Source organism: Pseudomonas rustica (assembly GCF_018336155.1).
GTDB lineage: Bacteria > Pseudomonadota > Gammaproteobacteria > Pseudomonadales > Pseudomonadaceae > Aquipseudomonas > Aquipseudomonas rustica.
Genome location: NZ_JAGYHF010000004.1, coordinates 278416 through 297073, shown reverse-complemented (window position 1 = coordinate 297073; position 18658 = coordinate 278416). Strand labels below are relative to the sequence as shown.

Genomic DNA, 18658 nt, shown 5'->3' with positions numbered 1-18658 from the left:
GTCCCCTCTACCTTTGGGCGGTCCGACGTTTCGGGAGGGCTAGGGTGAGGGCTGGATTTCAAGCGTACGCAAAGCCAACTGCTTGATCGCTTCAACCACCGGCGCCACACGCTCCGCCTGCCCATGCGGCCACACCGCGTAGAGGTTGTAATGCGCCGCAATCTGCGCCTCATTCAACGCCACCAACCGCCCACTGCGCAATGCATCAGCCGCCAACAATCCACGCACCAGCCCCGCGCCAACGCCAGCCTCGGCAGCCGCAATCAAATTCGCCGCATTATCAAAAATCACCCGTGCCGGCGGCTCGGTCGGCGTCATCCCTGCCGCATCCAGCCACGGAATCCACGACCTTCGCGTATATCCCAACAACGGCAATTCCAAAATCTGCGCAGGGCTCAACGGCACCTGCAACCCATAGCGTTCCAGCAAATCCGGCGAAGCCACTGCCAGCACCCGATCGCCACAAATCTGCGTCATCTCGCAGTCGTCCCAATCGCCATAGCCATAGCGCAACGCCAGATCGACCCGCTCAAACGTGCTGCGATCACTGCGCGGCATCGACAGCAACGTCACCTCGTAATCCGGCAGCCCATCGAGCAACTGCGGCAGGCGCGGATTGAGCCAGCTCTGCGCCAGTTCGCTGTCGACATCAAGCGTCAACCGTTGCGCGACGCTGCGGTTTTTCACCGAAGAGATCGCCCGGTCAATCTGCGCCAGACCGTCCGACAACACACTGGCAAACAACTGCCCGGCGTCGGTCAGGTTGCTGCCGCCGCCTTCACGCACGAACAGCGGCTGGCCGATGAAATCCTCCAGCGCACGAATCTGCTGGCTGATCGCACTGTGGGTCAGATCCAGTTTGCGCGCAGCGCTGGAAAAACTGCCGCTGCGTGCGGCGTGGATAAACGCGCTCATGGACTGCACCGACGGGTATCGCTTGTACATGTTGTTAGTCCTGCTTACAGCGGTTGGCAGAAATCGTCGCTGGCCGCGTGTTGCTCAGGGTTCCAATAATCGGTGACCAGGCCCGCACAAAGACGGGCCGCTCTTTTGGAGCCTGACAATGATTGCATTCACGGTTAACGGCGAACGACGCGAGCTGGATGAAGCGTCCTCCTCCATGCCCTTGTTATGGGTCTTGCGTGATCAACTGAAACTCACCGGCACCAAGTTCGGCTGCGGCATGGGCCTGTGCGGTGCCTGCACCGTGCACCTGGACGGCGTCGCGGTGCGTTCCTGCCAATTGCCGGCGGCCGCCGTCGCGGGCCATAGCATCACCACCATCGAAGGTTTGTCGCCGACGGAAAGCCATCCGCTGCAACTGGCCTGGGTCGCCGAAGATGTGCCGCAATGCGGCTACTGTCAATCCGGGCAGATCATGTCCGCCGCCGCGTTGCTCAACACCGGTGCGGCGGTGACCGACGATTCGATCCGCAATGCGATGTCCGGAAATATCTGCCGCTGCGGCACTTACGGGCGCATCAATAAAGCGATCAAACGTGCGGCGAATGCGCCGAAGGAGGCCTGATGAGCCTTATCGACGACACCCGTATCGAACTGCCGCGGCGGGTTTTTCTCAAGCAAGCGGCGACCGTCGCTTCCGGACTGGCGATTGCCCTGTATCTGCCCGGCGGCATCGCAGCCACCGATCCAAAAGCCATGGCGCCGGCCAACGAATTTGAACCGAATGCCTGGGTGCGGATTTTTCCCGACGGCACGGTGAAACTGGTGGTGCACAAGCATGACTCGGGCACCGGTACGCAAACGGCATTGGCCGCGTGTGTGGCGGAAGAGCTGGACGTCAACCCGATGACCGTGCAGGTGATTACCCCGGAAGACCCGTTTTTCGAAACCTACATTCATCCGGTCTGGAAAGTCTTCTCCACGGGCGGCAGCACCAGTGTTTCCCTCGAATACGATCGCTTGCGCATGGCCGGTGCCACGGCACGGGCGCTGTTGATTACAGCAGCGGCGAAACAGTGGAAAGTCAGCCCCGACAGTTGCACCACCGAGGAAGGTCGCGTCGTTCACACGTCGAGTAAGCGTAGCCTCGGTTACGGCGAACTGGTCGGGGTCGCGGCGAATCTGTCAGCGCCGACCCACGTCACGCTGAAAGACCCGACGCAGTTCAAATACATCGGCAAGCTGCGGCACAAACGCGATGCGGCGGCCAAGGTGTGCGGGCGGTTCAAGTACAGCATCGACGTGCAATTGCCGGACATGTTGGTGGCGGTGATTCAGCGTACGCCGGTGGTTGGCGCGAAGGTCGTCGGCGTCGATTCAGCGGCGGCTCTGCAAGTGCCGGGCGTGCGCAAGGTGCTGGCGATTCCGGGGCGTCCGGATGTGCTCGGCGGCAATCTGGAAGGCGTCGCCGTGTTGGCGGATACGTTCTGGGCCGCGCAGCAGGGCCGCAAAGTACTGGAGATCAAGTGGAGCGATTCACCGCTGGCCGGGTTCGACAGCGAGCAGTTGTTCAGCGCTCAAGCCAAAGCCATCGGCGATCCGCAAGCACAAACCGTCAAAGCCATGACCCAAGGTGATGTCGCCGGGCAATGGGCGGGCGCGGCGAAGCTGATCGAAGCCGATTACACCATGCCCTACAAGGTGCAAAACCCGCTGGAACCGATCTGCATCACCGCGCAGGTCAAGGACAAGGCGATCACCTATTGGGGCGGCGTGCAGGTGCCGTCGTCGGCACTGGAAGCGGCGCAAACCGTGTGCGGGATCGACAAGGCCAACGTGACCATTCATGAGTTGGTGTCTGGCGGCAGTTTCGGTGCGCGGGAGGCAAAATACTGGTTGTTTGAAGTCGCGTATCTGGCGCAGAAAACCGGTGTGCCGGTGAAACTGCTCAACAGCCGTGAAGATGAAATGCACGCGCTGTTCAATCATCCGGCAACCTTGCATCGGGTCAAAGGTGCGCTGGATGCCCAAGGCAAACTCAGTGCGCTGCAATTGCACGCGGTATCGCCGGCCTCACCGGAACAGTGGGAGCCGGGCTATTTCGAACGCCCCGACAAGATGGATTACAGCACCACCGAATCGATCACTGCGTGGGACTTCGCCTATCGTCCGCCGCATCTGGAGTTGAACTGGGTCAAGCACGAAAGCGACGTGCCGAGCGGCTGGTATCGCTCGGTGAGTTTTATTCCCAACGTGTTTGCTGTGGAAAGTTTCATGGATGAACTGGCGCACGCGGCCGGTGCAGATCCACTGGCGTTCCGCCTGGCCAATATGCAGGAACGACCACGGCATGTGGCGGTGCTCAAGCAGGCAGCCGAGCGCGCCGGCTGGGGTCAGCCATTACCGCGGGGAACCGCGCTGGGCATCGCGACCAATCAGGGTTACACCAGTTTTATCGCGGTGGTCGCGCGCGTCGCGACAGTCGATGGAAAGCCGAAAGTCGAGAAGCTCACCTGCGTGGTTGATTGCGGTTTGGCAGTGTCGCCGGGCGGTGTTGAAGAGCAAATCTACGGCGGCCTGATGTGGGGCTTCGGTCACGCGTTGTTCGATCGGCTCGACATCAAACAGGGCAGGGTGGTGCAGAGTAATTTCCACGACTATCGCGTCACGCGCATGTCCGACATGCCGGCCACCGACATCCTCGTGCTCGACGGTGAGCCGAGCAAACCCGGTGGCGTCGGCGAGTTGGGCAGTCCGTCGGTGGTGCCGGCCATCGCCAATGCGTTGTTCGCGCTGACCGGCGTGCGCCAGCGTTCGACGCCACTGAGCCTGGGATAAATCGCCATGGACTTGCGCTTGCTGCGGTACTTCATGGCGTTGGCCGATGAGTTGCATTTCGGTCGCGCTGCCGAACGCCTGCATATCTGCCAGCCGCCGCTGAGCCAGCAGATTCGTTTGCTGGAAGAGGAACTGGGCACGCCGCTGTTCGAGCGCAGCCATCATCGGGTCGAACTGACGGCGGCGGGGCAGATGCTCAAGGAGCAGGCGCCGCTGGTGTTCGAACAGCTTGAGCGGGCGCTGGATCTGACCCGGCAAACCGGGCGCGGTCAACTCGGTGAACTGGAAATCGGCATGATCAGTTCGGTGATGGTCGGCGTGCTGCCCAAGGCTTTGCACCTGTTTCGCGAGCGTTATCCGCAGGTCAATTGGCGCCTGCACGAAATGACCCCGGCGGCGCAGGTCAAGGCGTTGAAGGAGAAGCGCATTGATGCCTGCGTGTTTCGTGTCGGTTATGACGACCCGCTGTTGCGCAATGAACTGCTGATTTATGAGCCGATTCATGTGGTGATGCCGGCGGATCATCCGCTGGCGCAGCGCGAGGTGCTGGCCCCGGCAGATCTGGCGCAGGAGCCGTTTGTGGCGCTGGAGTTGAAGCAGTCGCGGTTTGCCAATTTTCTCTATCAGTGCTGCATTCAGGCCGGGTTTACCCCGCAGATACGGCAGCAGGTGATTGAGGTGCAGACGTTGCTGAGCCTGGTGCGCGCCGGGTTTGGCGTGGCACTGTTGCCGGCGTCGATTGAACAGTTGGCGCCGGCGGGGCTGGTGTTTCGACGCCTGACCCCGGCGTTGCCGGAAGTGCCGCTGTATGCAACGTATCGGGCGGATGATGCCTCCCCCGTCCTGAAACTCTTCCTCGATACCCTGCGAGAACTCAAGGCACAAAACTCCAACTGACCCCTTGTGGGAGCGACACGAATCTTTAGCACACCACGAAACCTGTGGCAGCGGGCTTGCTCGCGAAGGCGTCGTGTCAGCCGACGCATGCTTTAAATGACACACCGCTTTCGCGAGCAAGCCCGCTCCCACAGGTTTTTCTGCCGCACACAACATCCCGGACACACCATAGATCCCCGTGGGAGTGATCCTGCTCGCGATAGCGGAGGATCAGTCAATATTTTCGGCACGGACAGTCAGCCATCGCGAGCAGGCTCACTCCTACAGGTTTTTCTGTCGTACATAAAGTCCCGAATATGCCAAAGATCCCTGTGGGAGCGGGCTTGCTCGCGAAGGCGTCGTGTCAGGCGACGCATGCTTTAAATGACATACCGCTTTCGCGAGCAAGCCCGCTCCCACAAGTTTTCTGCCGTACACAACATCCCGGACACACCATAGATCCCTGTGGGAGCGAGCTTGCTCGCGAAGGCATAGTGTCAGGCGACGCGGCTTTGAATGACCCACCGCTTTGGCGAGCAAGCCCGTTCCCACAGGGAACTGCGGTGTTCCGGGAGAAATTGTTGGTCGGCACGATCACGTGTGGCTGCGGTCGTACACTTCACATGGCGCATCACTTGTGGAGATCCAATGAGCCAGGAAGTCCTGACCACCGAAACCAATCGCCGCCAGTTGCAGCAAATCATCGCCGGTTTGTCCGACGGGGTGATTCTGCTGGAGCGGGATCAGAGCATCCTCTGGGCCAACGAGGCCGCGCTGGCCATGCATGGCGTCAGCCGGATCGGTGAGCTGGGCCACAACGCCGCCGAGTACGCGCAGCGTTTCAACCTGCGTTATCGCAACAACCACACGTTGGCGCCCGAGAATTATCCGATCAGTCGCGTGGCCCGCTGCGAGGCGTTCAATGATGTGCTGATCGAAGTGAATGCGGCGGATGACCCGGAACGCGTCTGGGTACACAGCGTGCGCAGCATGATCCTTACCGATCGCGAGGGGCAGCCCGAGTCGCTGGTGTTGATCATGAGCGACGTCACCGACTGGGCCAACGCCGAGCAGCGTTTCGAAAAAACCTTCAATGCCAACCCGGCGCCGGCGGTGATCTGCCGAATCAGCGACTTGCGCTATATCAAGGTCAATCCGGGGTTTCTGGAGATGACCGGCTATACCCGCGAGCAAGTCATCGGCACGTCAGCGTATGAAATCGACATCTACGAGCAGGCAGAAAAACGCGATCTGGCCATTCAGCGCCTGCGCGATGTCGAGACCATTCCGCAGATGCAGGCTGAATTGCGCTTGCCCGATGGCAGCAGCAAGCAGGTGATCGTCGCCGGGCAACCGCTGGTGCTCAACGACGAAGATTGCATGCTGTTTTCCTTTGTCGACATGGAGCTGCGGCACAAGGCCGAGGTGGCGCTGCGTCAGAGCGAGGAGCGTTTTGCCAAAGCGTTTCGCCTGACGCCGGTGCCGATTCTGATCTGCACGGCGGAGGAGCAGCGGGTGCTCGACGTCAATCAGGCGTTTCTCGATACCCTGGCTTTTGACGGGGACGATGTGCTCGGTAAAACCGTGACGCAGATTGGTTTTATCGATGACAACGGTGCGCGGTCTCGTCTGCTCGCGGCGCTTGAGAACAATGGCCGAGTGGATCGGGTGGACGTGCGGGTGCGCACCAAGGACGCCGATTTGCTCGAGTGTGCGCTGTCGGCCGACACCGTGAATATTCATGATGTGCCGTGTTATTTGCTGGTGCTGATGGACATCACCGAGCGCAAGCGTACCGAGCTTGAGCTGGTGGCGGCGATTGAAGAGGTGATGAAGGATGCTTCGTGGTTCAGTCGTACGCTGATCGAGAAGCTGGCGAATGTGAAGAAGGTCAATTCGCCGCAATTGCCGAGTGTGTCGTTTACCGATCTGACCGCGCGGGAGCGGGATGTGTTGGGGCTGATTTGTGAGGGTTTGGCGGACAAGGAGATCGCCGCGCGGCTGAAGCTGGCGCCGAATACCGTGCGCAATCATGTGGCGACGGTGTATTCGAAGCTGGATGTTCATAGTCGCAGTGAGGCGATTGTCTGGGCGCGCGAGCGCGGGTTGTTTTCGGGGGAATGGCGCGGGCAGCGTTAGGGTGCAAATGCACTAGTTGATCCGGTGCAAATTGAGGTTCTGGTGGGGGCGGGTGGTTCTTAGTCTGGTGGGGTGCGGTGCGTGGCTTTTTTTGCGTGACCGTGTCCCTTCGAAGTAGCTAAAGGAACAGCCTCAATGATGAATCTTGCGCAGTTGCGCGCTCAGCTTGAGCAGAGTTTTTCGCCGCTGGCGTGTGAGTGTCTGGTGGATGGTGATCATTCGCTGACGGTGAAGCTTTATCACCCGGTGTCTGGGCAGGTGGATCTGGTTGTCAGTGGGTTGAAATTGGATGTGTTGCGCACGGCGGAGTCGGTGGCGGGGTTGATTGAAGAATTGCGTTATGAGTTGGAGAGTAATTCTTTGCGCTCGTCTCGAGATCCCGACTTGGCCTGAGCCCGTGTAGGAGCTGCCGAAGGCTGCGATCTTTTGATCTTTTGATCTTTTGATCTTTTGATCTTTTGGCTTTGGGGTACATATCCGTTGCTGCGGTTACGGCTGCTAATGGTTTCGCCCTTACGGCGAGTCCCTTTGGCAAACGCCCCAAAGGAACCAAAGGTCTGTGCCCTGACGTCCGGCCCTCGCTAAGGCTCGGGTTCCTTCGCTCCGGGTTCATCCGGGGGCATCGCCTACGGTTTGCTTCGCTGCACCTCCTCTCGATGCTTTCCCCGTATGAATCCCTCCACTCAGCCTCCCGACGGGCTCTAAGATCAAAAGCTGCACCCGAGCTTGCGCTCATCGTGTTGAGTGGTGAGGAGCGGGGCGCGGTTGGCTTTGGTTTTGGGGTGTTCTTGCCCCTCACCCCAGCCCTCTCCCGAGGGAGAGGGAGCTGATTTTTGGGCTTTTCGGGATTTGTGTGCGGCGCGGTATTTCACGTCGGCGTAACTTGCTCAAACACCTCGGTCAGTCCCCTCTCCCTCTGGGAGAGGGCTAGGGTGAGGGGCTTTCAGAATATACGCGGCAGCCAACCTCGCGCTCATCCTTTGTAGGAGCTGCCGAAGGCTGAGATCTTTTGATCTTGCTGTTGTAGAAGCCAGGCCTACTCGCGATGGCGCTCTCTCAGGCAATCCAATCGCGATCCCCACCCCAAAATCGACAGCCCCATTCCCCCAATCCAGCCATTTCACTGGCGCTTGCACTCACCTCGGCTATAAAGAATGAGTGGTCAGGTCTCTCGTGGTCGGTTGGGTCGCGGGAGTTTGTCGCTCCTTTTTCGCGGGTCGTCCTATGAACAGTCTTGGGAAACGCGTGTTGCCGTTGGTTATTTTTGGTGTGTTGGCCGGTTGTGCCAGTCCTCCGCCGCCTCCGCCCGTGGCGCCGCCTCCGCCGCCGGAACGCACTTGTCAGATTCAGGAAAGCACCGAGGTGGTCGGTGACATGTACATCGACGAGCAGGTGACTCGACACATCACCACCACCCGTTGCGTCACGCAATAGATCCATTGCTTGAAAAAAACTGTAGGAGCTGCCGAAGGCTGCGATCTTTTGATCTTGATCCACGAAAATCAAGAGATCGCAGCCTGCGGCAGCTCCTACAGGGGCAGGATCCGTTCAGGGTTTGAGCGGGATCAGGAGAGGAAACCGCCATCCACGTTCAGCGCAACACCGGTGGTGTAGCTTGACGCATCACTCGCCAGGTACAGCACCGCACCGGCCATTTCGCTCGGATCGGCCACGCGCTTGAGCGGAATCTGCGTCAGTGCCTGCTTGAGAATTGCATCGTTCTTCACCAGCGCCGAGGCGAATTTGGTGTCGGTCAGGCCCGGCAGGAGGGCGTTGCAGCGGATGCCAAACTGCGCGCATTCCTTGGCGAAGACCTTGGTCATGTTGATCACCGCAGCCTTGGTCACCGAGTAGATGCCTTGGAAGATCCCCGGCGAAATACCGTTGATCGACGCGACGTTGATGATGCTGCCGCCACCGTTTTCGCGCATCAGCTTGCCGGCTTCAACGGACATGAAGAAGTAGCCACGAATGTTCACGTCGACGGTCTTCTGGAACGCGCCGAGATCGGTGTCGAGCACGTTGCAGAATTGCGGATTGGTCGCGGCGTTGTTGACCAGAATATCGAGGCGACCGAATTGTTCTTTGATGCCGGCGAACACTTGGGCAATCTGCTCCATTTCACCGATGTGGCAGGCCACTGCAGTGGCTTTGCCGCCGGCCGCGATGATCGCGTCGGCAACGTGCTGGCAGCCGTCGAGTTTGCGGCTCGAGACGATGACGTGCGCGCCTTGCTGGGCCAACAGTTTGGCGATGGCTTCACCGATGCCACGGCTTGCGCCGGAGACGAAAGCGATTTTGCCGTCGAGGTCGAACAACTGAGTCTTGGACATAGGGGTTCCTTGGTGTGGGCCGTCAGAGGCTCGATTTCGCGATGACTTGCAGGCTCATCTGCTCCAGCAGTTTGTTCATGTGAATGAACTGCGCGAAGCGTTTGTCCTGGGTCTGGCCGTGGTAGAAGCGGTAGTAGATCTGCTGCACGATGCCGGCCAGGCGGAACAGGCCGTAGGTGTAGTAGAAGTCGAAATTGTCGATCTGGATGCCCGAGCGTTCGGCGTAGTAATCGACGAACTCGCGGCGGGTCAACATGCCTGGCGCATGGCTCGGCTGGCGGCGCATCAGTTGCACCGGCGCCGGGTCGTCGGCCTGAATCCAATAGGCGAGGGTGTTGCCCAGATCCATCAGCGGATCGCCGAGGGTGGTCAGTTCCCAATCGAGCACGCCGATGATTTGCATCGGATTGTTCGGGTCGAGGATGACGTTGTCGAAGCGGTAGTCGTTATGGACGATGCTCGACGTCGGATGATCGGCCGGCATCTTGTCGTTGAGCCAGGCTTTCACCGCCTCCCAGAGCGGTGCGTCCGGGGTCAGGGCTTTTTCGTAGCGCTCGCTCCAGCCTTTGATCTGGCGGGCGACGTAGCCTTCCGGTTTGCCCAGATCGCCGAGGCCGCAGGCGTTGTAGTCGACACGGTGCAACTCGACGAAACGGTCGATAAAGCTCTTGCACAGCGCTTCGGTTTTTGTCGAATCGAGGCCCAGTTCCGGCGGCAGTTCCGAGCGCAGGATGATGCCGTTGACCCGTTCCATCACGTAGAACTCGGCGCCGATCACCGACTCGTCGGTGCAGTGAACGTAGGCTTTCGGGCAATACGGAAAACCGTCGCGCAGCTGATTGAGGATGCGAAATTCGCGGCCCATGTCGTGGGCGGATTTGGCCTTGTGGCCGAACGGCGGACGGCGCAGGACGAATTCCTGTTCCGGGTATTCCAGCAGGTAGGTCAGGTTCGACGCGCCGCCGGGAAACTGGCTGATCGCAGGCGTGCCGCTCAGGCCCGGAATATGCGCCTTGAGGTACGGATCGATCAGGCTGGCATCAAGTTCTTCGCCAGAGCGGATACGGGTGGACTGGTCAGTAAGCGCCATGCTTATCCCTTCTGCTTATTTTGGAGGCCACACATCATTGGCTAATCTAATGGCGCGCCCGATTGCTCACAAGCGCGGTGCGGTCTTATAGGTTAGCGTGTTGCCGGATAATCAGCGTTCCGAATAAGCACAAGACACCACCGTGTAGGAGCTGCCGCAGCCTGCGATCTTTTGATCTTATAAAAGCAAGATCAAAAGATCGCAGCCTTCGGCAGCTCCTACAGGTCAGTCAGATCAGTGCACGCGCTGGTTGCTGAGTTTCGGCGGGAGGGCGATCGGGGTGAGCACCGGTTGCCCGGAGAAAAACGCGACGAGGTTTTTGCCCACCAGTTCGACCGTGCCTTGGGTGGCCTCTGGCGACAGGCCGGCAACGTGAGGCGTGAGCAATACGTTGCTGAGGGATTTCAGCGCATCCGGCACTTGCGGTTCGTGATCGAACACATCCAGTGCCGCACCGGCAATTTTTCGTTGTTCAAGGGCCGTGATCAGGTCTGCTGTGGCAATCACACTGGCCCGCGCAATGTTGACGATAAAACCTTTCGGCCCCAGTGCATCGAGCACTGCACGCGTCACCATATGCTGCGTGCCGATACCGCCCGGCGTCGCGATGATCAGAAAGTCCGCAGCGCGCGCCAATTCGGTCGGCGTCGAGCAAAACGCGTACGGCACCTCGTTGCGCACCTGACGGCTGTGGTAGCTGATTTCCATGTCGAAACCGAGGTGTGCGCGCTTGGCAATCGCCAGGCCCACTGCACCCAATCCGAGAATCCCCAAGCGTTTACCGGCCAGCGACGGCCGCATGATCTTCGGCCATTCACCACGACGTACCGCCGCATCACAACGCGGAATATCACGCACCAATGCCAGCAGCATCGCCATCGCATGGTCGGCCACGGACGAGGCGTTAACCCCGGCGCCATTGGTCACGGTAATCCCGCGATCACTGGCGGCTTGCAGATCAACCTGCTCATAACCGGCCCCGATCACGGTGATGATTTTCAGCGCGGGCAGGGCGGCAATCTCGTCAGCCGTCAGACCCAGCGGACCACGGGTCAGCACCGCATCGATGCGACTGCCGTGAGTGGCAATAGCCTGCGCACGTTCGGCGGGCGTCGGCGCGAGGATCAGGTGAAAACCCTGATTTTCCAGAATCGGCAAATAGTCGTTGATGGTTTCAACCAGTACCAGAACGGTTGCGGGCATTGCGCGGCTCCTGTGATCGTCGGCGTCGAGGGCATCAAATTATGCTTCAGAGTGCTGATTCCAGAGCGGTTTGGCAATGGTTGAGCGTTGCTCCGCATCAGCCAGTGTAGGAGCTGATGCAGGGCTCGCCTGAACGCTTCGTCAGAAGCTTACGTCGGCGCTGTTTATTACCCGGGCGAAGGCGCCACCGAGGGTGGCGTTGTGGTGATCGATAATCGCCTGCGCTGATAGGGCAGGAGTGTCCATGCAAGTGTGGGCGTCGGCGATCAACACGGGTTTGAGGCCTAGGTCGGCAGCGGCGCGGCAAGTGCTGTCGATGCAGAATTGAGTCTTCATGCCGACGAGGTAGAGATTCTCGATTTTTCTGGATTGCAGTTGCTGCGCCAAGCCAGTGTCGTGGAAGGCGTTGGGTCTGGACTTGTTAAAGAGGGTTGCGGTTTCAGCGTTGAGCTCAAGCTCGGGCAGCAATTGCCAGAACGGACTGCCAGCGGCAATCGGCGAACCTTGGGGGCCGGTGTGGCGTACCGCAAAGATCGGCACCTGCTGTTGTCTCGCCTTGGCGATAAGGTGCTGGATGTTGGCGAGAATTTGCTCGCCGTGATGAGGTTGTTCCGGGCCATGAAACAGACCGACCTGCATATCGATGATCAACAGTGCTGCAGACATGATGTCTCTCCTTGAGTGCTACAAATGCCGCACGGACGGGAGAAACAACAAGGCCCCGTCCATTGCTGGCGGGGCCTTGGGTTTGCTGCGCTGGGGTTACCTCACCCGTACCACCACGACCCGCCGATGGCGGTCGTGGTGGTACGGGTGAGGTGCAGCGCGCAAAGGTTCATGGGACTGATCATGCTGTGCGGGTTGCGCGCCTGTCAATTGGCGTATTGAGCGATGCCGTTGCCGAACGACCAGTTCTCTTTTTTCACTTCCACCAGATTGATGAACACGTCTTCGAGGCGAATCGACAGGTGCGTGTTGAGGTTCTGCGCGATGGTTTGGTACAGCGCTTTTTTCTGCTCCAGCGTTCGGCCTTCGTTGAGCGTGATCTGGATGATCACCAGTTGCTCGGAACGCTGGATGCCGAGGTACTCGGGGTCAAAGATAAAGTGATTGGCGTCGTGCTCGTTGAGGATCTGGAAGTTGTCATGATCCGGGACGCTGATGGCGCTGCGCATGGCGCTGTAAATCTGCTCGCCGATGCGTTTGGCAAAGGTCGGATCGGGGTGTTTTTTGATTTCGACGCGGACTAATGGCATGGGTAGGCTCCGAGGGAGTAGTGGGGCCTTTCTCACGCTAGATGAAATGGTGGGGATTGAAAGTATTTCGCTCGCCGATCCGACGCCTTCGCGAGCAAGCCCGCTCCCACAATGGATCGCATTCTACCTGTGGGAGCGGGCTTGCTCGCGAAGAGGTCGGTATGACCAACACAAAAGCCTGCCTCTTGCACGGTGCTCGCGCCACAATCTGTCGGACATTTCGCCTACTGTTGTCAGCCAATAAACATAACTCGGTAATTCGTGTTTATAGACACCTGAAGTTACGTACGATTGCCCACAAATCGTTGCGTCGTTGCCTACGCCTAAGACAGAATCCGCCGGCTTGTGCGCCTTGGGGTGGGTCGGTAACGTTGATCGGGTCACTGATTTCCAGTGATCGGGCTTAGCGGCTCGGTATGCATCCACGGTTGTACAAGTCCTATCAAGTCAGGCTTTCGCCTGCGCTCGATGGTGGCTGTGCGCATGGCATCTTCGGATGCGCCGGGTTGTGAATGCTTACCGGACCGCTAACTTGCGCACAGCTGCCTCCCTTTTGCTTAGCGGTGGAATGGATGCAGCCTTATTACGAGGTAAGCATTTATGTTCAAGGTAACGCCAAACCCGCCGGCCACCGATCCGGCATCGCCCTACGAATCCTCCCAATCCAAGAAATTCCACGAAGCCGCCGAGCGCGCCCTCGACCACTACCTCGGCCCTCCCACTGCCGAAATCATGGCCGCACCGTATGTGTCCAACCGTTTGTTCATGGTCAACCCGGCCAGTGCGAACGAACCTCTATTGGCCGACGCCAGTGAGAGCCTCGGTTCGGCTTGCGTAATGATCAACGACTTGGCGGGGATGCTGGAAGGCACGCATCGCAGAACGTTGTTGGGCATTGCGCAGGTTGTGATGTTGGGTGAGTTGGCTGTTAATCAGGTGCTCGATAATTTGGTACCGGTCGATTGATCCAGCCCGGCGGCGAGGTGATAAGTCTCGCCGCTGTCTCTGTATGAGGCTGCCTACGTAACTCGAGGATTTTGCCTACGCACCCAACAGATCCGTCTGCTATTCGGTAGAGGATGAACGAGGAATGATGTGTGTGCAAGGCAGCCTGGACAGTGGTTGCCAATAGCCAAGGAAGGCGAATGCTTCAAAATAATCGGGAAAACCTGGAACTCGAAAGGCTCCTGAATGAGACACGCAAACTCGTAGCCGAACGTCAAAAGCTTTTGACGGAGGAAAAAAAACTGAGCAGGGAGGCGAATTTATATCCGCTCGCAATATTAGGGGGGCTGGTGACCGCAATCACTGCCGTAGCAGGCTTCTTTTTCAAGTCTTAAGTACTTGAACCTTCTAACCCAAAAGGACAATCAAAAATGAGCACCTATGACCTAAAAGCCAGAATGGAAGAACTCGAGCGAGAGCACGATGAATGGGCTGAGAGAGTGCGCATCAAAAACAAAGGCGACATGTTACCTGTCTGGGCGATGCTGGCTTTCGGTCTGTTTTGCATGGCAATGGGTTTCATGTTGGGTCGATTAGTCGGATGAGGTTTATCCCTCATGCCCGATGCGATAACTTGCCGAAAAACGACAGATTGCGTGCTCGTTGACGACAGCCATTTTCTCAAAAACGACACCACGCTGATCTGCTCCGCACAACCATTCCTCAGCTAAGTCTTTGCTTCTGCTCATTTATCGCGGAGAATCGCGCCCCTGTTTCGGCCGGAGCATGTCTGTCGGTTTTTTCCGACGCGTCCTGACCGAGTGGCAAGTGACCGGAATGCGGAGATCCGACCGGATGAATGATCAGGCCAATAGCGTCGAAGAGCGCTTTGATGCAGCAGCACCCGCTGAACTTTCGAGCTGGAATCGCCAGGACACCACCTGGATGTTGGGGTTGTTCGGGACGGCCATTGGCGCCGGTACCCTGTATTTGCCGATCAACGCAGGCTTGGGTGGCTTCTGGCCGCTGGTGGTGCTTGCGCTGTTGGCGTTCCCGATGACGTTCTACGCACACCGTGGTCTGACCCGTTTTGTGCTGTCCGGTCGCGAAGGCGCTGACATCACTGAAGTGGTCGAGCAGCATTTCGGCATTAAGGCTGGTGCGCTGATCACGCTGCTGTACTTCTTTGCGATCTTCCCGATTCTGCTGATCTACAGCGTGGGCCTGACCAATACGGTCGCCAGTTTCCTTGAACATCAATTGCACATCACGCCGCCGCCGCGTGCGCTGCTGTCGTTCGTGCTGATTCTTGGTTTGCTGGCAGTGGTGCGTTGCGGCCAGGACGCCATCGTCAAGGCAATGAGCCTGATGGTCTATCCGTTTATCGTCGCGTTGCTGTTTCTGGGGGTGTACCTGATTCCGCACTGGAACGGCGGCATCCTCACCACTGTTTCGCAGGTGCCGCCAGCGTCGGCGCTGCTGCACACGCTGTGGCTGGCGATTCCGGTGATGGTGTTCTCGTTCAACCACTCGCCGATCATTTCGGCGTTTGCGGTGGATCAGAAGCGTCAGTATGGCGTGCATGCCGATGAGCGCAGCTCGCAGATCCTGTTCCGCGCCCATGCGTTGATGGTGCTGATGGTGCTGTTCTTCGTCTTCAGTTGCGTGCTGACGCTGTCGCCGGAGCAATTGGCGGAGGCCAAGGAACAGAACCTGTCGATCCTGTCGTACCTGGCCAACCACTTCAACAATCCGACTATTGAGTTTGCCGCGCCGTTGATTGCGTTTGTGGCGATCTCGAAGTCGTTCCTCGGTCACTACATCGGTGCCAGCGAAGGCCTGAAAGGCTTGATCGTGAAAAGCGGCAAACGTCCGGGCGCCAAGGCACTGGATCGCATCGTGGCGGCGTTCATGCTGGTGATCTGCTGGATCATCGCAACGCTGAACCCAAGCATTCTCGGCATGATCGAAACCGTTGGCGGCCCGGTGATCGCGGCGATTCTGTTCCTGATGCCGATGTACGCGATTCGCAAAGTACCGGCGATGGCGCGCTATCGTGGTCAGGCGTCGAACGTGTTTGTCACGGCGGTAGGTCTGGTGGCGATTTCGGCATTGGTTTACAAGCTGACGATGTAGCGCGGATTCAATCGAAAAGAACCGCTGTGCCTGCCCAGGCACAGCGGTTTTTTTTCGCCAGTGCCTGGCTTGCCACCGGTTTCTGTAGGAGCCGAGCTTGCTCGCGAAGGCGGTGTATCAGCCAACACCGTTGTTGAGTGACCAACCGCTTTCGCGAGCAAGCTCAGCTCCCACAGGGATGGGTTGTGGTGGCGGGCATAAAAAAACGCCGCTCATCTCACGATAGGCGGCGTTTTTTATTGCGTTGTAACGTTAGGCTTGAACGACCGGGATGTTGGCGTTCGCAGCAGCTTCACGGAACTCGGCGATCTGGTCGAAAGACAGGTAGCGGTAGATATCGGCCGCCATGCTGTCGATCTTGCCAGCGTATTCCATGTACTCCTCGACGGTCGGCAGGCGACCCAGGATCGAAGCCACGGACGCCAGCTCGGCCGAAGCCAGGTAGACGTTCGCGCCGTCGCCCAGACGGTTCGGGAAGTTACGGGTCGAAGTCGATACAACAGTCGCATTCGGCTCTACACGTGCCTGGTTACCCATGCACAGCGAGCAGCCTGGCATTTCCATACGTGCGCCGGCCTTGCCGTAGATGCCGTAGTAGCCTTCTTCGGTCAGTTGGTGAGCGTCCATTTTGGTCGGCGGCGACAGCCACAGACGGGTTGGCAGCTGACCCTTGACCTGATCCAGCAGTTTACCGGCAGCACGGAAGTGACCGATGTTGGTCATGCACGAACCGATGAACACTTCGTCGATCTTCTCGCCAGCAACGCTGGACAGCAGACGGGCGTCGTCCGGGTCGTTCGGCGCGCACAGTACAGGCTCGCTGATGTCGGCCAGATCGATTTCGATGATTTCGGCGTATTCGGCGTCGGCATCGGCTTCCATCAGTTCCGGATTGGCAACCCAGGCTTCCATCGCTTGAGCGCGACGTTCCAGAGTACGAGCATCGCCGTAACCTTCGCCGATCATCCAGCGCAGCAGGGTGATGTTGGAGTTCAGGTACTCGGTGATCGACTCTTTCGACAGCTTGATGGTGCAACCGGCAGCCGAACGTTCGGCCGAGGCGTCGGACAGTTCGAACGCTTGCTCGAGGGTCAGACCTTCCAGACCTTCGATTTCCAGGATGCGGCCGGAGAAGGCGTTTTTCTTGCCTTTCTTCTCGACGGTCAGCAGACCGTTCTGGATAGCGAAGTAAGGAATCGCATGAACCAGGTCACGCAGGGTGATGCCAGGTTTCATTTTGCCTTTGAAACGCACCAGGATCGATTCCGGCATGTCCAGCGGCATAACGCCGGTGGCCGCAGCAAACGCAACCAGACCGGAACCGGCCGGGAACGAAATGCCCATCGGGAAACGGGTGTGCGAGTCACCACCGGTACCGACGGTGTCTGGTAGCAGCATGCGGTTCAGCCACGAGTGGATGATGCCGTCGCCCGGACGCAGGGAAACGCCGCCGCGGGTCATGATGAAGTCAGGCAGGGTGTGGTGGGTGGTCACGTCGATCGGCTTTGGATACGCCGCGGTGTGGCAGAAGGACTGCATCACCAGGTCAGCCGAGAAGCCCAGGCACGCCAGGTCTTTCAGTTCGTCACGGGTCATTGGACCGGTGGTGTCCTGAGAACCCACGGTGGTCATTTTCGGTTCGCAGTAGGTGCCAGGACGGATGCCTTTGCCTTCTGCCAGACCGCACGCCTTGCCGACCATTTTCTGCGCCAGGGTGTAACCCTTGGTGCTTTCGATCGGTGCGTCAGGCTTCTTGAACAGGTCGAACGCAGGCAGACCCAGTTCGGCGCGAGCCTTCTCGGTCAGGCCACGGCCGATGATCAGCGGAATACGGCCGCCAGCACGGACTTCGTCCAACAGTACCGGGGTCTTCATTTCGAAGGTGGTCAGGACTTCGTCGGTGCCGTGTTTGCAAACTTTGCCAGCATGCGGGTACAGGTCGATCACGTCGCCCATGTTCATGTTGGAAACGTCGAACTCGATTGGCAGTGCGCCGGCATCTTCCATGGTGTTGTAGAAGATCGGAGCGATTTTGCTGCCGAAGCAGAAACCGCCAGCGCGCTTGTTCGGCACGTAAGGAACGTCGTCGCCGAAGAACCACAGTACCGAGTTGGTAGCGGATTTACGCGAAGAGCCAGTACCGACCACGTCACCGACGTAGGCGATCGGGAAGCCTTGACCGCGCATTTCTTCGATCTGCTTCATCGGGCCGATGGCGCCCTGCTGATCAGGAACGATGCCGTCGCGGGCCATTTTCAGCATGGCCAGGGCATGCAGCGGGATGTCTGGACGCGACCAGGCATCTGGAGCAGGGGAGAGGTCGTCGGTGTTGGTTTCGCCGGTAACCTTGAACACGCGCAGGCTGATCTTGTCGGCCAGAGTCGGGCGGTTTTTGAACCACTCGCCGTCAGCCCAGGATTGCAGCACGGCTTTAGCGTGAACGTTGCCGTTCTTGGCTTTTTCCGCGACGTCGTGGAACGCATCGAACATCAGCAGGGTGTGCTTGAGTTGCGCGGCAGCGACAGGCGCCAGTTCGGCGTCGTCCAGCAGCTCAACCAGGGTCACGATGTTGTAGCCGCCCTGCATGGTGCCGAGCAGTTCTACAGCGCGTTTTTTGTCCAGCAGAGGGGAGGAAACTTCGCCCTTGGCCAGTGCAGACAGGAAGCCGGCTTTTACATAGGCCGCTTCGTCCACGCCTGGTGGAATGCGATTGGTGATCAGGTCAACGAGGAATTCTTCTTCGCCAGCCGGAGGGTTTTTCAGCAGCTCGACCAGGCCTGCTGTTTGTTCGGCGTTAAGCGGCTGGGGAACGATACCCAGGGCTGCACGCTCTTCGATATGTTTGCGGTAGGCTTCAAGCACAGTTATTACCCTCATCAGTGGTCCCAAATGGGTGTCCGGGACGCTCATCCCGAAATGGCCGTACTCATGCGCTGCGT

The 18658-nt window shown here is 58.8% G+C and carries 17 protein-coding genes; 10 read left to right on the top strand and 7 right to left on the bottom strand.

What is annotated here, in order from left to right; all coding sequences use genetic code 11:
* Window positions 1-39: 39 nt before the first annotated feature.
* On the bottom strand, window positions 40-945 hold the full coding sequence (locus tag KFS80_RS09310) for a LysR substrate-binding domain-containing protein (RefSeq protein WP_212544617.1): 906 nt from the start codon (window positions 943-945) through the stop codon (window positions 40-42).
* 118 nt (window positions 946-1063) lie between these two features.
* Between KFS80_RS09310 and KFS80_RS09305 the strand changes: the two genes are divergently transcribed.
* The 6 genes from KFS80_RS09305 (at window position 1064) to KFS80_RS09280 (ending at window position 8190) form a co-directional block, all read left to right on the top strand.
* The gene (locus tag KFS80_RS09305; RefSeq protein WP_212544616.1) at window positions 1064-1528 is read left to right on the top strand and encodes a (2Fe-2S)-binding protein; all 465 of its coding nucleotides are present in this window, start codon (window positions 1064-1066) and stop codon (window positions 1526-1528) included.
* A complete protein-coding gene (locus KFS80_RS09300; RefSeq protein ID WP_212544615.1) occupies window positions 1528-3741 on the top strand; it encodes a xanthine dehydrogenase family protein molybdopterin-binding subunit in 2214 nt (737 codons plus the stop codon). Before KFS80_RS09305 ends, KFS80_RS09300 begins: the two co-directional genes overlap by 1 nt.
* Window positions 3742-3747: 6 nt before the next feature.
* Window positions 3748-4638 (top strand): LysR substrate-binding domain-containing protein, encoded by an 891-nt coding sequence (locus tag KFS80_RS09295; protein ID WP_212544614.1) that lies wholly within the window; start codon window positions 3748-3750, stop codon window positions 4636-4638.
* Window positions 4639-5265: 627 nt separating this feature from the next.
* On the top strand, window positions 5266-6756 hold the full coding sequence (locus KFS80_RS09290) for a helix-turn-helix transcriptional regulator (RefSeq protein ID WP_053121370.1): 1491 nt from the start codon (window positions 5266-5268) through the stop codon (window positions 6754-6756).
* Window positions 6757-6891: 135 nt separating this feature from the next.
* Window positions 6892-7149: a DUF1652 domain-containing protein gene (locus KFS80_RS09285; RefSeq protein ID WP_053121368.1), complete on the top strand. Its 258-nt coding sequence runs from the start codon at window positions 6892-6894 to the stop codon at window positions 7147-7149.
* A gap of 831 nt (window positions 7150-7980) precedes the next feature.
* Window positions 7981-8190: a hypothetical protein gene (locus KFS80_RS09280; protein WP_053121366.1), complete on the top strand. Its 210-nt coding sequence runs from the start codon at window positions 7981-7983 to the stop codon at window positions 8188-8190.
* Between the two features lie 131 nt (window positions 8191-8321).
* On the opposite strand, the gene KFS80_RS09275 is transcribed toward KFS80_RS09280, so the two are convergent.
* The 5 genes from KFS80_RS09275 to KFS80_RS09255 form a co-directional block, all read right to left on the bottom strand.
* Complete coding sequence (locus tag KFS80_RS09275) at window positions 8322-9089, bottom strand: SDR family oxidoreductase (protein WP_007911074.1); 768 nt, start codon at window positions 9087-9089, stop codon at window positions 8322-8324.
* Between the two features lie 22 nt (window positions 9090-9111).
* Window positions 9112-10179: a phosphotransferase family protein gene (locus KFS80_RS09270; RefSeq protein ID WP_212544613.1), complete on the bottom strand. Its 1068-nt coding sequence runs from the start codon at window positions 10177-10179 to the stop codon at window positions 9112-9114.
* A gap of 234 nt (window positions 10180-10413) precedes the next feature.
* The gene (locus KFS80_RS09265; protein ID WP_212544612.1) at window positions 10414-11382 is read right to left on the bottom strand and encodes a 2-hydroxyacid dehydrogenase; all 969 of its coding nucleotides are present in this window, start codon (window positions 11380-11382) and stop codon (window positions 10414-10416) included.
* Window positions 11383-11523: 141 nt separating this feature from the next.
* Entirely contained in the window at window positions 11524-12048 is a 525-nt protein-coding gene (locus KFS80_RS09260) for a cysteine hydrolase family protein (protein WP_212544611.1), read from the bottom strand.
* A 206-nt stretch (window positions 12049-12254) separates the two neighbouring features.
* On the bottom strand, window positions 12255-12638 hold the full coding sequence (locus KFS80_RS09255) for a tautomerase family protein (protein ID WP_212544610.1): 384 nt from the start codon (window positions 12636-12638) through the stop codon (window positions 12255-12257).
* A gap of 600 nt (window positions 12639-13238) precedes the next feature.
* Between KFS80_RS09255 and KFS80_RS09250 the strand changes: the two genes are divergently transcribed.
* The 4 genes from KFS80_RS09250 to KFS80_RS09235 all read left to right on the top strand — a co-directional run bounded on the left by KFS80_RS09250 (window position 13239) and on the right by KFS80_RS09235 (window position 15719).
* Window positions 13239-13604 (top strand): DUF6124 family protein, encoded by a 366-nt coding sequence (locus KFS80_RS09250; protein WP_159815700.1) that lies wholly within the window; start codon window positions 13239-13241, stop codon window positions 13602-13604.
* Window positions 13605-13783: 179 nt separating this feature from the next.
* Window positions 13784-13978, top strand: a complete 195-nt coding sequence (locus tag KFS80_RS09245) for a hypothetical protein (RefSeq protein ID WP_159814142.1) — start codon at window positions 13784-13786, stop codon at window positions 13976-13978.
* A gap of 36 nt (window positions 13979-14014) precedes the next feature.
* Window positions 14015-14188 carry a hypothetical protein gene (locus KFS80_RS09240; RefSeq protein WP_178124195.1) on the top strand — a complete coding sequence of 58 codons (174 nt, stop codon included), beginning with the start codon at window positions 14015-14017 and terminating at the stop codon, window positions 14186-14188.
* A gap of 250 nt (window positions 14189-14438) precedes the next feature.
* Window positions 14439-15719 carry an HAAAP family serine/threonine permease gene (locus KFS80_RS09235; protein ID WP_212544609.1) on the top strand — a complete coding sequence of 427 codons (1281 nt, stop codon included), beginning with the start codon at window positions 14439-14441 and terminating at the stop codon, window positions 15717-15719.
* Window positions 15720-15971: 252 nt separating this feature from the next.
* Here KFS80_RS09235 and acnB read toward each other — a convergent pair whose 3' ends face one another.
* A complete protein-coding gene (gene acnB, locus KFS80_RS09230; protein ID WP_212544738.1) occupies window positions 15972-18581 on the bottom strand; it encodes a bifunctional aconitate hydratase 2/2-methylisocitrate dehydratase in 2610 nt (869 codons plus the stop codon).
* Between the last annotated feature and the right edge of the window lie 77 nt (window positions 18582-18658).